Raw genomic sequence first — 783 nt, 5'->3', positions numbered from 1 at the left:
GGCCGGTGCAATAGCCGCGATGCAGCAGGTGCATGAACGTCTGAAAGATCTGACGTCCTCATAAAACACAAGTTGAAAAGCAAAATTCAGCCCAATGGTATCGGACGGGACTCGCCGGACGCTTACCTCAACTTGCGGAGATTGGAAGCACAAAACCAATCCAATTGGACAGCTTTCAAACCGCAGCGTTGAAGCAAAAAGGGCGCCGAGCACTACCCCAGAGCATCAATGTTATAACGCGGCACGTCGATGATTTCGTCGAGTGGTGGGAAGCAACGCTAGGCCTCGATGATACCGACGAGGATGTTCATGAGCGATTGCTCAGAGCACAAGAGGATCTTCTCGAAGCGTATGGTGATGACATGGGCACCGGGGAATGGTCGAATAGCGGCATCCCTGTCTCCAACAGCACGATCAATCACCGTCAAATCAATGCGTTGAATTTTCTCCTTTGGACAAAATTCGAGGGATTGGCACCAGAGTTTGTTGTTTCCGTTGCGGAACGGAAAGTCCGCGTAGCCTCCTTCTCGGGTGCGCCGCAGACAATCTCACGCCCGCAGTTCTCTGCGGTACGTCGCCCTGACCCCAGACGAGTGCGACTCCCTGATGAGCCTGAGCTTAGCGGACACATCGCCGCTATCCTGGACCCTGCGGCCCAGCTGGAGACCCGCAAAAACCGGGTAATTTCTGGCGAAGCGGGCTGGTTTGATGACGTCGAGGCTTCGGGGCGCACCAAGGGCATCGTTCGGACCAATTTCCATCATGCCCGGCGTTGATTTCGCC

At 55.0% G+C, this 783-nt stretch carries 1 protein-coding gene; it reads left to right on the top strand.

Features of this window, described 5'->3' with window-relative positions; translation table 11 throughout:
• Nucleotides 1–164: 164 nt before the first annotated feature.
• Nucleotides 165–776 (top strand): hypothetical protein, encoded by a 612-nt coding sequence (locus V2S85_RS27160; protein WP_330705884.1) that lies wholly within the window; start codon nucleotides 165–167, stop codon nucleotides 774–776.
• The last annotated feature ends 7 nt before the right edge of the window (nucleotides 777–783 follow it).

The sequence above is a fragment of the Novosphingobium resinovorum genome (assembly GCF_036352595.1).
GTDB classification, from domain to species: Bacteria; Pseudomonadota; Alphaproteobacteria; order Sphingomonadales; family Sphingomonadaceae; genus Novosphingobium; species Novosphingobium resinovorum_B.
Note: the sequence above shows the minus strand (reverse complement) of the source record. Positions and strands in the feature narration are given on the sequence as shown.